Source organism: Shewanella sp. 2_MG-2023 (assembly GCF_030548905.1).
Classification (GTDB): Bacteria; Pseudomonadota; Gammaproteobacteria; order Enterobacterales; family Shewanellaceae; genus Shewanella; species Shewanella electrodiphila.
Genome location: NZ_JAUOSO010000013.1, coordinates 163,213 through 178,539 on the forward strand (window position 1 = coordinate 163,213; position 15,327 = coordinate 178,539).

Genomic DNA, 15,327 nt, shown 5'->3' on the forward strand with positions numbered 1-15,327 from the left:
TCAGTGCCTAAAGCTGCCGCCGATTGGGCATCTTCTGCTAATAATTTTTTGGTGTTGAATGCGTCGCTCATAACTGGATTTGTCCATCAAATACGTGTTCAGCAGGCCCAGTCATCCATAATGGTTTTCCTTCACCTTCCCAATTAATGGTGAGGCGGCCGCCAGGTAAATCCACTTTTACCTGTCTGTCTAATTTATTTTGTAATATGCCAACTGCAACTGCTGCGCAAGCGCCTGTGCCACAAGCGAGTGTTTCCGCTGCGCCGCGCTCATAGACTCTTAATTTAATATGGCCACGATCCACAACCTGCATAAAGCCCACATTCACTCCCTTAGGGAAGCGTTCATGCTTAGTCAGCATTGGACCAATTTCTTCGACCTCTGCGGTGTCAACGTCATCCACATCAAGTACACAATGCGGATTGCCCATTGAAATAGCACCACACAAAAAAGTTTGTTTAGGGGTTTGCAATAAATAGGTTTTTTCAGGACGTTTGGCGCGAAAGGGAATTTTCCCCGGCTCTGTCACAGGTACACCCATATTCACGGTCACAGTACCATCACGCTCAAGTCGTAACGTCATTTTGCCTGAGCTAGTGCTGACGCGAATTTTATACTTGTTGATTAAGCCTTTATTACGCACGAAACGCGCAAAGCAACGTGCACCATTGCCACATTGCTCTACTTCACCGCCATCGGCATTAAAAATTCGATAATGGAAATCTAAATCTGGGTCGTAAGGAGGCTCAACTAACAATAGCTGATCAAAACCAATACCGAAATTTCGGTCAGCTAAACGGCGAATTTGATCTGGCGAAAAAAACACATTCTGTGTTACGCCATCAACCACCATAAAATCATTACCCAGTCCATGCATCTTGGTGAATTGGATCAAAAGAGTTTCCCTTATCGAACTAAAAAATAAACCTAATAAAATCAGTTAACCTTATTAAGGCGGTAAATGCTATTAAAGGCTGTGAATACCGTTAAGGCAGTAAATGCTCACCTTGCCACAATTGCTCAAGCTTTTCACGCTCACGGATCACTTGGTTTTGATCTTTATCGACCATGACCTCTGCCGCTCTTGGACGTGAATTATAATTTGATGCCATTACAAAACCATAAGCACCGCTTGAACGCACCGCTAATAAGTCACCCGCTTGTACATTGAGCTGACGGTTTTTACCTAAAAAGTCACCGGTTTCGCACACTGGACCTACAACGTCATAGTCAAAACTCGGTGCATCAGTTAATTGTACCGGAATGATATTTTGCCATGCACTGTAAAGCGCTGGGCGGATTAAATCATTCATTGCACCGTCAACAATCGCAAAACGCTTATCGCTGTTTTCTTTCAGTGACAACACTTCAGTGACAAAAATACCTGCATTGGCTGCAATCGCACGGCCTGGTTCAAAAATTAATTTAAGTGGACGGTCGCCTAAACGCTCAAGTAACGCAGCGGCATACACATCTGGATGTGGCGGCGTTTCATCATCATAAGGGACACCTAAGCCACCACCAACATCAAAATGATGAATTTCAATACCATTGGCTGCTAAACGATCAATTAAGGCTAGCATTCGGTCCATGGCATCTAAAAATGGCTGCATTTCAGTTAACTGTGAACCAATATGACAATCCACGCCTTTAACGGCTAAGTTCGGTAACGCATGTGCACGAGCAAAAACCTGCTCAGCTTCGTCCATCGCAATACCAAATTTGTTCTCTTTAAGGCCGGTAGAAATATAAGGATGTGTGCCTGCATCAACATCAGGATTAACCCTCAGTGAAACAGGGGCTACTTTTCCTAGCTTTCCTGCTACCTCATTTAATAATTCAAGTTCAGCGCTTGATTCAACATTGAAACAATAAATACCGGTATTCAGTGCTTGTTCCATTTCAGCTGTTGTTTTGCCCACACCTGAAAACACCACTTTTTTAGGGTCGCCGCCAGCGGCAATAACACGTGCAAGTTCACCACCTGAGACAATATCAAAACCACTGCCTAAACGTGCAAGTACATTTAATACTGCCAGATTCGAGTTTGCTTTAACCGCATAACAGACAAGGTGTGGGTGATTGGCTACTGCATTATCAAATGCATTCCAATGACGCTCTAACGTCGCACGTGAATAAATATATAACGGCGTGCCGTGGGTACGGGCAAGTTCAGCAACAGAACAGTCTTCAGCAAAAAGTTGATCCTGTTGATAATTAAAATAATCCAAAATGCGCTTCCTTTAAAATTGTTCTATTTTTGTGTCGACTCTTGAGACTGCTCTTGAGTTTGTTGTTGGGTTTGTTCACTAGTCGGCTCTTGCGATTTTCGCTCTTCCTGATTGGTTTCAACTTCAGGAGATTTGTATAACGGGCCTTTTTGTCCGCAGCCAATAATCGATAGGCTAGCAAGCATTACTAATAAAAACAGTCTCATTTTTCTCAACATCTATGCATATGGGGAGTTATAGCCTTATAATCGCATTCATAACCTAGGAAGTACAAGGATAGAAATACATGGCTATGACAGATACAGAATTTCATCAGTTGGCAGATGAGATGTTCGGCAAGATTGAAAACGCCATCGAAGCGGCTATTGATGAACAAGATGCCGATGTCGATATCTTCGCAAGCGGTAATGTATTGCAGTTAGAATTTGAAGATGGTTCGCAAATTGTCATCAACAAGCAAGAGCCTTTACATGAGTTATGGATAGCTAGCCGCACTGGTGGTTACCATTTCGCGTTTGTTGACGGCAAATGGTTTGATGAGCGTAACAATAGTGAGTTCATGCCTTTTGTTATCGACGCGATTACAAAACAAAGCGGCATTGCGCTATCTATTTAACGCCATCGACTTGATGGTGCTAAATAAGAATGAATTGAGCTTAAATATCTGAGCTCAATTCGTTCATTGCAATACCAAAAGGTACGACATTCAATTCACCGTCAATCCGTTCCAATTTAAAAAATTGCGGCATATTAAAATAGTGCAGTGATGACTCATCTCGCTCAAAAGCAAAGCTGTGACTTTCTTTTTCAACTAATTCTTTCATCGACATATCATCAAATATTTGATGTTTTAATTGATTGAGTTCATCAATGATAAACACATCAAGCGCATCCGGTCGTTGCCTTAAAAAATACTGTTTCGCGCCTTTGGAAATATAAAGTTTAATTACACTAGGGATACTGCGGTAAGGATCTTTTTTTAATACTGCTACTGGCGCCGTCAACTCAGGCTTTTTAAATCGCTCTACTTTTATTGGCGCGACTTTGACGTCATCGCCTTTGAGTTCCTTATATACCATCCCCATTGAATTGAAGAATAACCCAAAGCGTTTATGTGATAACTGTATTGGGTGCATCAAGGCTGAGGACTCTCTTGCTTCATGACAATATTTTACACACAGAGTAAATACTGCCAATAACGCATCGTTGATTTGTTTTTTTAATCGTTCTGCGCAATTAACCACTTGAATATCAACTTGCTCAGGCGTGCCTTTTAAGCCTAAAGCGATAAACGCTAGGGCTTCTAGTAAACCTTGTTCGCCTTTAAAACGATGACATTGCCATTCGCCCCAGCTATTGAGGCAAATTAAATCAATCGTAGACAGCATGTTTTGTTGCTTTTTACCTAAGGAAAACACATTGCCATTCATATAATCGATCATGATTTCTTGGCCTTGCCATTTTAATGTGGGATCGCCATCCACATTGGCAACGACAATGACTTTTTTGTAAAAATACGGCTGGCACAATTCGGCTTTGGAAACTTTATTGGTTGTCGCTAATAAAGGCACTAAGCGACTGGCCAGGTCGGTTAACGCACTCGAGCGGTGCTTTTTACGGCCATACTCTTGCCATTGTGTGTCGGCTGCAGAAATCCCATTCATCGCTGACCAAGCAATCAATGCGGTGGGCGTATCTGCTTTGATAATAGATGACTCTCCAAGCAGCTGACCTGACTTTAATGGTTGTCGATAAAGGTAATAGCGCGACTCTTTGAGGCTATGAATAATGGTCATATTCGGTTCAAACACCGAACGACTCCATAGCTTGTTTAAAGGCAATAATTGATGCTCGTCATCACTAAAGTAAGTATGGAGTTTACGCGCCAGCATGCCGAGTTCTTCAACTCTAAAGCGATCACTCAATGCTTGTTTTGAGGCAAACTCTAAAAGGGTGCGATAACTGATTAATAGCAGTTCATTGAGCTGTTTGTTAAACCACTTTAATTGACCTGAATGCCAATGTTGGCTGTTGTCTAAGGTTTCTAATAAACTTGGTGGCCAGTTCCAGTCATTAACTAATTGCTGCATTTTATTGCGTCGCCAATCATTGCCGACACACGCATTGGTTAAATTCACACCACATTTAAGATAAAAGCAACGTCGGACAATTTCTAAACGCCTGATATCACGCTTAGCTAATAAGTAGCTTTCAATACGTTGGTATAAAATAAGGTAAGCGTCATTAGATTCAGAAAAATCACCTTGCTCACATTGTTGCCAAATTTGCGCAGTAATGAAATGAGACTCTGGATAATCAGCAGCATACGTTTCTAACAACAATACTTTAAGCAGCGCTTTATGGGGTTTGTTTAAGCCTTTATACAATTGCCATAAGGACGCACCAAAATACTCAGTTGCTGGCATGGATTGCACGTCGCCTAAAAATAATACCGATTCATCTTGATTAGAGTTAGGCCACCATCCAACGGTTTTTCCCGCCAAACGTATGTGGGAGCGATAAAACTCTTCTAACAATAACCAATGCTGGGTACTGCCGCTATGTTCTTCACCTAACGAGCTATAACAGTTTTCAAAGGCACTGCACTCGCGAAATTGTAATGGGTGAACCAGATAAAAGTTAACTTCAAAGTCTAAAGAAGCAAACCATTGAGTCAATGCTGTGGTTTTCTCGGTAATTAAGGTTAAATCTGCATTGCTCAAGTTGGCCTTATACACTAGCCATACATCAACATCACTTTTAGGGTTTTGACCAAAGCTTGCCGTGCTGCCCATGGCATAAATGCCTTCAAAAGAACAAGGTTCTGCGGCGTTTGAAGTCAGTTTAGGCAAATTAAAAACATCACATGCCGAAAATGATTTTGTAGAATCCTGGTATTGATTGATACCGAATGGCGTTAATGCTGAATTGCCACCAGGCAATTGCGGGTGATGATGCTGAATAAGGTAAGCAATGAGATCAAACAGGTTTTGCTGTTTTGGTGACAACAGAGATTGAGCTCGTTCATAGCGAACGAGATTAAGTTGGTTGGCAATTTCAGCTGAGCGAGGCACTTTTTCTATCAAGGCTTCCATCCTTGTACTATCACCTTACGACTTATTCACACACACATTTAAGTAAACACTCGCTTAAATTAGGGATAAATTCATTAGCAATAACTTGTTCATGGTATCACTTTTATTTAAATACGCCAGTAAATGAGATCTACGTCACAAAAAAAAGATGTGCATAGTTCAAACAATCGCTATCGGTTTGTTACATAAGCCCACAGGCAATGTTAGCATTGTCGCAATTAAGTCTATCGATGGAACTCTCTAGCATGTCTCAAAATGTTATTCGTATCGCTACTCGTAAAAGTCCACTGGCTATGTGGCAAGCTGAATTCGTTAAAGCTGAACTTGAACGTATTCATTCAGGTTTAACGGTTGAACTTTTGCCAATGAGCACTAAAGGAGACGTTATTTTAGATACGCCTCTTGCTAAAGTGGGTGGTAAAGGTTTATTTGTTAAAGAGCTTGAAGTTGCCATGCTTGAAGATCGCGCAGATATCGCTGTGCATTCAATGAAAGATGTGCCAGTAGATTTCCCTGAAGGGTTAGGTTTACAAGTTATTTGTGAACGTGAAGATCCACGTGATGCATTCGTATCTAATACCTACAAAACAATTGCAGAATTACCGCAAGGTGCTGTAGTAGGTACTTCTAGTTTACGTCGTCAATGCCAAATTCGCGCTGCCCGCCCAGATCTTGTTATCAAAGACTTACGCGGCAATGTAGGTACACGTTTAGCTAAACTAGACAGTGGCGATTACGATGCCATTATCCTTGCAGCAGCTGGACTTATTCGTCTTAAATTAGATGAACGTATTGCTAGCTTTATTTCTGCAGAAGATTCACTACCAGCTAACGGTCAAGGTGCTGTAGGTATTGAATGCCGTATGAATGACGAACGTGTTAAAGCACTACTTGCTCCACTTGAGCATTTAGAAACTCGTTACCGCGTACTTGCTGAACGTGCTATGAACACTCGCCTTGAAGGTGGTTGTCAGGTGCCAATCGGTGCTTATGCTGAAATCGAAGGTGATACCTTAAGCTTACGTGGCTTAGTGGGTAACCCTGATGGTAGTCAAGTCATTGAAGGCGCTGTATCTGGACCTAAAACTGATGCTGTTGCACTAGGTGAAGCACTAGCTGAAGATTTACTAAGCCGTGGCGCAAAAACTATTTTAGACGCTGTTTACAACAAGTAATCAGGCAAAGTCAAAATATGAAAGTCTTGCTAACGCGCCCTGAAGGGCGCAATCAAGCGATGGCTGAACAGCTTAAAAATAAAGGCGTCGATTTTATTGTCACGCCTTTATTAGCTGTTGCTGCAACACTCTCCCCTATTGAAACCCAACAACTCTCTCAAGCTGACAGTATTATTTTTATCAGCACCAATGCAGTTCATTTTGCCGCTCAATCACTTAAAAGTCAGTTTCCAAATTGCCGCTACTACGCTGTCGGTCAAGCGACTGCTGATGCATTAATCCAATACAATATTCAAGCTGAAGTCGCCCCTGAAAACAGCCAAGATAGTGAAGGATTACTCTCACTTTCGTCACTTGCTGAGATCCAACATCAGCGAATTATCATCGTCAGAGGGGTTGGTGGTAGAGAAACCATTGCAGAAAAATTAACCTTAAGACAAGCTAAAGTTAACTATTGGGAAGTTTACCAAAGAGTTATGCCAAAGCTTGATGCACAAAGCGTTTGCAGCCACTGGCAGGCAGCCCAAATAGACACAATTGTGGTCACCAGCGGCGAAGTCCTTGTTAATCTAATTAATCTTGTGCCAAAAGAGTTATTTGCATGGTTGCAATCATGTCATATCATAGTCCCAAGTCACCGAGTGGAACAAAGGGCAAAAACAGCAGGACTTTGTCACGTCACTAATGCTAATGGCGCGAATACTCAAGCTGTTTTACAAGCGTTATCTCTTTAATCATTAAAGCAAAGTCTGTTATTTGCGATCTTGTTTAATCCTGCCAGACTTGTACCCTATCACTCGATATTTATGTCGCGCAGTAAATGGTCGCACTAGTAAATAGCCACACTAGGCACTCAAGGACAGCTCATGGAAAACAATAAGCAAGACTCAAGTCAATTAAATACCAAGGATTCAACCGCTGAATCAGTGAATAATGAGGCTGAGTCTTCGACTGAACTTGAAACCAGTACCACTCCAAGTACTAAGCAAACGGCTCAATCAACTCCCCCCTCATCAACTAAGATCGTCGACACTGAAAGTCATAGTGACGATGCAGCATCTACTTCAAATAGAAAAAGTTCGTGGTGGGTAAGATTGAGCATTTTATTATGCCTCATCATTGCACTCGCTGGCATTGGCATTAGTTACCTGTTGCTCGTTGAACTTGAAAGCCAAAAAATTGAACTGCAAACTCAAAATCAACAGACTCAAGCTATCAGCAATGAAGTGACTGAAGCCCTAATAGAGCCCAAGAGACGTATCGCTGAGTTAGAAATACAACAGCAAAATGATAGCTTGGCTTACCAGCAGCAAAATCAACTGGCTAAATCACATCAACAATTACAAGAGCGTGTGGCCACTATTGCTCAACGCAATCCAAACCATTGGATGGCATCGGAAGCTGAATACTTAGTCCGTATGGCGGGAAGAAAGCTATGGCTTGAAAATGACCCTAAAACAGCGGCCAGCCTATTAAGTTCTGCGGATGACCGTATTGAAGCAATGAAAGACCCTGCACTGCTACCTATACGCCGAGCTCTTGCCCACGACTTAGCCAAAACCAATGCGATTAAAACCACAGATGTAGCCGGTACTATCTATACTATCGATAGCATTTTAATCCAGCTGGATAGCTTGCCGTTAAACCGCGCTAAAGCGCAGTCAGCAGAAGACTTGGCAGAGCAGCATGTAATGACGGATTCATTAGATGATTGGCAAAGTAACCTTGCTAAAACCTGGCACTCAGTCACCGATGGTTTCATTACTATTCGTAAACGCACCACAGATTTAGAGCCGTTACTGGCGCCAGATCAACAATGGTACTTAATTGAGAATATTCGCAATAAACTCTTACAGGCGCAGCTTGCTTTATACCAACATGATGAAGTGAACTACCGACAATCAATTGGGTTTGCTCGAACTTGGATTCAACAATATTTTGATTTAGAAGAAACCAAAACCCAAGAAGCAATGACAGCGTTAGATGCGTTAATCACTGTCAAAATTGAGCAAGTTAAACATACCAATTTTGAGTCAACTCGATTGTTACAACAACTGATTACCTTTGGCTCATTGGTTCCAACTGAGGAACCGCAGTTATGATTAAAGTTCTGGCCTATGTCATCATCATTTTAATTGGTTTTTGTATTAGTCCGTTTATTATCGGAAATACAGGTTACGTATACATTGCTGCTGGTGAATATCAAATTGAAACCAGTTTAGTATTTGGCCTACTGGGCTTAGTATTGTTTTACTGCGCATTACAGTTAGTAGAATGGCTGATTATTTTCTTACTTAATGTGATCATTAATAGCCGGTATTTACCTGAAAGATGGCGCAGAGAAGCAGCTAAAAAATATACCCTTCAAGGCGCACTCGCACTGGCTGAAGAAGATTGGCCGAACGCAGAAAAAGCCATGGCAAAAGGTGCAGCAAAAGGCGAACTACCAGCTTTAAATCTTTTTGCTGCCGCAAGAGCTGCTCATCATCAGCTTAATACTGACGCCCGTGATAAATATTTAGCCGAGGCCGCAAAAGATCCATTAACTAAAACAGCGGTCAACACCTCGAAAACGCGCTACTTAATTCAACAAGGGAATCTCGCCGAAGCCAGAGCAGAGCTCGATTCATTAAACCCAACAAGTAAAAGTAAAACACCAGTATTGAAGCTAGCGCTAGATCTTTATCAGTTGCAACAAGACTGGCAAGCCTTAAAAATTCTATTACCCGCTATTCGCAAACGCCAAATAGTGTCAGAGCAACAATGTACTGATGTTGAGCAGTTAACCAATACAGCATTGTTAAATGCGGCAACAGAAGCCAACGAACAAGAATTAGAGAAGAGTTGGCATTGGTTGAGTAAAGCGGAAAGAAACCAAGCTAAATTGATTGCGATATACGCTCGCGGTCTATGCCAATACGATAGAAAAAAAGATGCTTTAAAGCTCATCACTAAGAGTCTTAAAGCAGAACATGATCCTGCATTACTGTCTGTATTACCTTTAATCCTTGATTCAGAAGATGAAGATATTAGAAAGTTATTGCTGCGTTTTGAGCAAACACACGAACATGATGCTGAATATCAAATATGTATGGCTAAATTAGCTCAGCAAAAACGCGATACTAAATCAGCTAAAAAACATTGGTTACAGGTTTGCGAGATCGTCCCAAAACGTGAAAATTGGTTAGCACTCGCTCAAATTCAAGAGCAGCTTGGCGAAAATACAGCTGCATTACAAAGCTATCGCAAAGCAGCTAATTCTACTGAATAATATTCAGCAAACCGAATATTTAACTAAACAAAAAACCTGTCATTGGCAGGTTTTTTTATATCTATATCGATCTAAACCCTCGTTTGAATCGTATAAATTCTCCTCTAATTCAGCAAATTGTTCTCTTCATACTTTATTATTAAATCTGTAACAATTTCGACTAATTACTCAGTAATGTTGATTTAACAAGTAAAAATTAATTTTAATATCTTTTCATTACCTTAGTGGTAATTCCACCGAGGTCAAAAAATTGACCACCGGTACATATAACGCTAAAATTGTTATATTGCGGTTAATGTTTCTCGCTGATTTTATAACGACAAATATAGCAATGTGATTTTTTATGCAGCAAATGTAAATACATTGCTAAATAGGGTTTTGGAGTTAAATATGAGTTCTGTTGTAACGAATAAAAATGGTGTTTTGAGTTCAGCTAATGGTGATATCTCGCTTACCATCAATGACCAAACAAAAAGTATTCTTCCTGGGGAAGCAATTCCTGCTGGAGCAGAACTCCATTTTGCAGATGGCTTGGCATTCGTAGTCACGTTTGATGACGGCACTATTTTAAATGGTGATGACGTCAATACAGAGCAAACCGATACTAGTACAACAGATGATTCAGTAGCTCAATTTTCAACGGATATGAGTCCTGAAGAACTCGCTGAGATTGAAGCCCTACAAGCACTTATTCTTTCAGGTGAAGACCCAACCGAAGAATTACCAGAAACAGCAGCTGGCGAATCATTAGGAAACCAAGGCGGAAGCGACTTTGCTTCACTTGCCCGTGAAGGTTCAGAAACCATTGCCACCGCAGGCTTTGATACATCATTCGATGCACCTGAAACATTAACTGCCAACCTGTCTTTAGGTGATGATGGCGTTAATGCGTTAAATAATAATAATTTCAATATTGCTCAATTTACTGACAACTTCGTTAACGGTGTTTCATTCACGACTTCATCAGGGCTATCTGGCTTTACTGGTGATTTTGGTGAACCAGGTTCATTTGCTTATCTACCCGGAGATACCATTACCTTTATGGTAGGTGGCGTTACCATTGCGACCTTTAGTGCAGATGTTATTCAAGGTGATATTTTATTCTTGCAAGATATTGCTGGGACTTTATTATCTGACACCAATATGGATTACGTTGAGAACATGGCTATCTTCTTACAGGCCTTGGACAACGATCTCACCGATGGTGTCGATGACGGTGTACTCAACACCAATAGTTTAATCAATATTGATGATAGCTACGCAACCAATATAAATATCCTTCTTTCTGTTCATGAAGCATTAGCAAATTATATCGATCCTACTACAGGTCAGCCTCTCAATATCGCTACCGCTGGTAAAGAAATGATTTCTCAAGTGCTTGCTGAACTTGGGATTATTTTTACTCGTGATACTGAGCGCCAGGAAAGCGAACAGAACTTATTCGAATCAATCGCAATGGAGCACGTTGCAGATACCATTGATGAACTTGCTGGTGATAGAACACCTGATGAGCACGATGCACGCACAGTCGACATTTTAGAAGTACCAGGTGGATTAATCACCTATAACTATAACGAATTAGACGGCCAAATCACTTTCTCTGCCAATGATTTACTTGAAGGTGCCGTAGGTCAGCAAGTTATTGACCAAAACCTATTAGTGAGCAATGTTAGACTAAGCGCCGCATTTGAAGATATTGGGACTTTACAAGACCTAGGTGACGGTAACTTTGTCATAATATTAAACGAAGGCATTACTCAATACGACCTGGAAGGGTTAAGTATTGATTACCGCGTCGAAGATTGGACAGTATTCAGAGACGTCACTTCATCCACTCAAGACCAATACAAATCGCATTTATCTGCTGAAATCCCAGATGTACTCGAAGATGTCGGTTTTAACCAGTTTACTTTAAACAGTGAACTGACTTTTGACGATGACCAGGCTCTGTCGATTACCTTTACCAGCGAGTTATTAAGTGAGCAGCTAGGTTACCCTATTGCGGAGTATGCTGACGACTACTTAGTTCCTTTAGAGTATTCCAATGATGGTGGCCTAACTTGGCAAACTATGACCATTACAGGTATAGATACCAGTGGTGACTTAGCGAGACCTATCTTTGGTTTCACCCTTGAAGCGGGTAATGATAGTGTTATGATCCGCGTCCCTATTTTTGATGACGCTATTATTGAGCCTACCGAATATTTCAATGCTGTTGTTACTGGTGAGAACGTCTACGATGAAGAGCTAGAATTTGCCATTTTTGATAATGATGGTGAAGGCTCTAATTTACCGGTAGTTGATATTGATTATGCTGTTGTAGTTGAAGGTATGGAGTTTGCTTTATTCACCCTCACCTTGAGCGAACCTAGTACTGAAACTATTACTCTTGATTACAGCTCAGAAGAACTGACCGCTTTATTTGGTGAAGATTTTACCAATGTCAGTGGCACAATCACTTTCCTTCCTGGCGAGACAACCGCTTATATTACTGTACCTATTACCGATGATTTAATTGTTGAAGACAGCCCTGAATTTGCGCTAATTAACTTATCTAATGTCACCAATGCTGTTTTAGGTGATACCCAAGCAACTTTGCGTATTTATGACAATGACTTACCTGATAATACCGCTATCGCGTTAGATATCGATCCTGTTACAGGTGATAACATACTTACACCAGATGAAAGCACAGGCACAGTGACCATTACTGGTACTGTAACCGCCGATGCTTCCATCACTACTGGTATTATCATGCTGACCATAAATGGTCAGGAATACCAAGCGATCATGCAATCTGACGGGACATTCTCTGTCGAAGTCGATGCTGCAGATTTAGTCAATGATGTTGATACAATTATTGAAGGTATTGTTTACGGTTATGGTACTGATGGAGCCAAAGGCACTGCTACAGCAACTGAAGATTACGACATCCCAACCGAAGCGCAAAATGATGCAATCATCATCGCAGAAGACACGGTTGCAGAAGGCAACGTATTAGATAACGATTCAGACACTGACGATGTTTTAAGTGTTATCGGCTTTGAAGTTAATGGCGAAACCTATAATGCTGGTGACTCAGTCACTTTAGAAGAAGGTGTGTTGGTTTTAAATAGCGATGGTAGCTATTCATTTACACCTAATGCGGATTGGAATGGCCAAGTTCCTGTTATTACGTACACTACTAATACCGATGTCACTGCAACACTGACCATTGAAGTAACGCCTATTGCTGATGGCGCTCCTGGTGTGGTTATTAATACTGATACCAATAACGATGGCATTATCAGCGAAGAAGAATTAGCAGGTAATACTGAAGTTTCTGTAACGATTGATCTAACAACAACTGGTGCACAGCCTGGTGATACCTTAGTTGTTAACGGTCAGGAAATTATTCTAACCCAAGAAGATATTGATAATGGTTCAATAGATTTAACACTGCCAGCCCCTGCTGAAGGTGAAACCATTGAAGTAGTAGCAACCATTATTGATAGTGCCGGTAATATAAGTCCTGAAGGTTCCGATAGTGCATTACTAGATACCGTCCCTCCAGTGATTACCGTTGTCGCTCCAGATAATAGTAATGATGATACGCCAACTATTACAGGTTCAACAGATGCTGAACCAGGTAGTACTGTCACTATCGTTGTCACTGACAGTGAAGGCAATGAGCAAGTACTCGAAGCCATTGTTGATGAAGATGGAAATTACCAAGTTGACGTAGCACAACCTTTGGCTGATGGTGATTACACTGTTGTTGCAGAAGTCACTGATCCTGCAGGTAATACAGCTACAGATAACGACGATGGTCAAATAGACACTATCGCTCCCGTTATTACTGTAAATGCACCTGATAATAACATCGACACTACTCCAACAATTACGGGGACAACTGATGCTGCTCCGGGAAGCACGGTTACGCTTACGATTACTGACAACGAAGGTAACGAACAAAACTTAGAGGCGATTGTTAACCCTGACGGTAGTTACGAGGTTGATGTAGCTGAGCCATTAGCTGAAGGCGAATATAACGTAGTCGCGGTTGTTACAGACCCTGCTGGCAACTCTGCAAGTGCTAATGACACTGGAGATATAGACACGACAGCTCCAGAGATCACCGTGAGTGCACCTGATAATTCAGCTGATACTACACCAACGATTACTGGTACGACAGATGCAGAACCAGGCAGTACAGTCACAATTATTGTCACTGACAGTGCAGGCCAAGAACAAATAATCGAAACCATTGTAAACCCAGATGGTACTTATAGCGTTGAGGTTCCTTTACCATTAGCCGAAGGCGATTACACTGCTGTAGCTGGCGTTTCCGATAGTGCTGGTAATGGTGCCTTTGCAGAAGACAACGGCGATATAGATCTAACGCCACCAACTATCACTGTTAGCACTCCTGATGATGCAAGTGATAATACTCCTCTAATCACTGGAACAACTGATGCAACTCCAGGCAGTACCGTTACTTTAGTTGTAACTGATAGCGATGGCGTTGAGCAAACCATTGAAGCAATTGTGGAGTCTGATGGCAGCTATCAAGTTGAAGTTCCGAATGAACTGTCAGAAGGCGATTACTCTGTAATAGCCGAAGTGACTGATCTTGCTGGAAATACAGCAACTGCAAATGATACTGGTGAAATTGATGCTATTGACGGTGCCCTATCGGTCGATCTGATCATTGATGCCTCTAACCAAGGTGACATCACAGGTACGTCGCAAGATATTCCAACAGGTGGCACAGTCACCTTAGTTATCAGCGATGCTGCAGGCAATGAAATCACTATCGAAAACATTACAGTAAACGCTGATGGCACTTACTCAGTTGATGATGTGGACTTATCGACATTAGTTGATGGCGAAATCACCGTGGTTGCGACAGCAACCGATTCAAACGGTAATGCCCTGTCAGCCAATGACACTGAAGATTTAAATGCAGTCGATGCTGAGTTAACAGTCGATCTAGTTATCGACGGGTCTAACCAAGGTGACATCACAGGTACGTCACAAGATATTCCTGCTGGCGGCACAGTCACGCTAACCCTGACTGATAGCGCTGGTAACACCATTGTTATCGAAGATGTCATTATCAATGCTGATGGCACTTACTCAATTGATGATGTCGACTTATCTGCTTTAGTAGACGGTGATATTACTATTGTCGCCACTGCAACAGACGCTAACGGCAATCCACTCACAGCCAACGATACTGAAGCATTAGATGCAACTGCGGGCTCTATCGACGTTGCATTAGTGATTAACGATGGCGCAGAAACCGCTGACATTTCAGGTACCACTACTGATGTCGCGCCAAACAGCACAGTCACGCTAACCCTTACCGATAGCGCCGGCACAGTGCAAATCATCACTGGTGTCACCGTTGATGCCAATGGCGATTACAGCATTGATGGCGTAGACATTTCAGGCTTAGTTGATGGCGACATCACTGTTGACGCATCAGCTATCGACCAAAACGGTCAAACCGTCACCGATGCTGACACCGACAACATGGATGCGACTGCCGGCTCTATCGACGTTGCATTAGT

At 41.8% G+C, this 15,327-nt stretch carries 10 protein-coding genes; 6 read left to right on the forward strand and 4 right to left on the reverse strand.

The genetic code is table 11. The features are described from left to right. Positions 1–67: 67 nt before the first annotated feature. The 3 genes from dapF to Q4600_RS14270 all read right to left on the reverse strand — a co-directional run bounded on the left by dapF (position 68) and on the right by Q4600_RS14270 (position 2,449). Entirely contained in the window at positions 68–895 is an 828-nt protein-coding gene (gene dapF / locus Q4600_RS14260) for a diaminopimelate epimerase (RefSeq protein WP_229372264.1), read from the reverse strand. Positions 896–986: 91 nt separating this feature from the next. After that, positions 987–2,231, reverse strand: coding sequence for a diaminopimelate decarboxylase (lysA, locus tag Q4600_RS14265; protein WP_303517077.1), 1,245 nt, complete (start codon positions 2,229–2,231; stop codon positions 987–989). Positions 2,232–2,254: 23 nt separating this feature from the next. After that, complete coding sequence (locus Q4600_RS14270; protein WP_102529508.1) at positions 2,255–2,449, reverse strand: lipoprotein; 195 nt, start codon at positions 2,447–2,449, stop codon at positions 2,255–2,257. Positions 2,450–2,517: 68 nt separating this feature from the next. Here Q4600_RS14270 and cyaY point away from each other — a divergent pair, with 68 nt between their 5' ends. Continuing rightward, positions 2,518–2,847, forward strand: a complete 330-nt coding sequence (cyaY, locus tag Q4600_RS14275) for an iron donor protein CyaY (RefSeq protein WP_102529507.1) — start codon at positions 2,518–2,520, stop codon at positions 2,845–2,847. A 40-nt stretch (positions 2,848–2,887) separates the two neighbouring features. Here cyaY and Q4600_RS14280 read toward each other — a convergent pair whose 3' ends face one another. Beyond that, positions 2,888–5,326 (reverse strand): class I adenylate cyclase, encoded by a 2,439-nt coding sequence (locus Q4600_RS14280; protein ID WP_303517078.1) that lies wholly within the window; start codon positions 5,324–5,326, stop codon positions 2,888–2,890. Between the two features lie 245 nt (positions 5,327–5,571). On the opposite strand from Q4600_RS14280, the gene hemC reads away from it, so the two are divergent. From hemC to Q4600_RS14305, 5 genes are all read left to right on the forward strand, one after another. Next, the gene (gene hemC / locus Q4600_RS14285) at positions 5,572–6,501 is read left to right on the forward strand and encodes a hydroxymethylbilane synthase (RefSeq protein WP_102529505.1); all 930 of its coding nucleotides are present in this window, start codon (positions 5,572–5,574) and stop codon (positions 6,499–6,501) included. Positions 6,502–6,518: 17 nt separating this feature from the next. Continuing rightward, on the forward strand, positions 6,519–7,235 hold the full coding sequence (locus Q4600_RS14290) for a uroporphyrinogen-III synthase (protein ID WP_102529504.1): 717 nt from the start codon (positions 6,519–6,521) through the stop codon (positions 7,233–7,235). A gap of 132 nt (positions 7,236–7,367) precedes the next feature. Further along, positions 7,368–8,603 carry a uroporphyrinogen-III C-methyltransferase gene (locus Q4600_RS14295; protein WP_303517079.1) on the forward strand — a complete coding sequence of 412 codons (1,236 nt, stop codon included), beginning with the start codon at positions 7,368–7,370 and terminating at the stop codon, positions 8,601–8,603. After that, on the forward strand, positions 8,600–9,772 hold the full coding sequence (locus tag Q4600_RS14300; RefSeq protein ID WP_303517080.1) for a heme biosynthesis HemY N-terminal domain-containing protein: 1,173 nt from the start codon (positions 8,600–8,602) through the stop codon (positions 9,770–9,772). Before Q4600_RS14295 ends, Q4600_RS14300 begins: the two co-directional genes overlap by 4 nt. Positions 9,773–10,162: 390 nt before the next feature. Further along, the coding region (locus tag Q4600_RS14305) for a retention module-containing protein (protein ID WP_303524410.1) at positions 10,163–15,327 on the forward strand (5,165 nt) is incomplete at its 3' end.